Origin of the sequence: Streptomyces sp. MK7 (assembly GCF_032658145.1) — a bacterium.
GTDB classification, from domain to species: Bacteria; Actinomycetota; Actinomycetes; order Streptomycetales; family Streptomycetaceae; genus Streptomyces; species Streptomyces spiralis.
In genome coordinates, this window is record NZ_JAVACL010000201.1 from 1 (window position 1) to 211 (window position 211).

Genomic DNA, 211 nt, shown 5'->3' on the forward strand with positions numbered 1-211 from the left:
CGCATCCGAGACGGCGCGCGCGAGGCGGCCGTTCTTCAGCAGGTTGCGGACGGTGAGGTCCTCGATCACGACCGTTTGGTTCTCACGGACGAGACGAGTGGACAGCTTGTGCAAAAAGTCCCGGCGCCGGTCAGTGATCCGGGCGTGGACCTTGGCGACGCGACGCCGAGCCTTCTCGGAGTTGGCCGAGCCCTTCGCCTTCCGCGACAGC

At 66.8% G+C, this 211-nt stretch carries 1 protein-coding gene; it reads right to left on the reverse strand.

Annotated features, from left to right (window positions below; genetic code table 11):
* Positions 1–211 (reverse strand): transposase (locus R2S09_RS40470; RefSeq protein WP_316746311.1); only part of this gene is annotated, 211 nt, incomplete at both ends.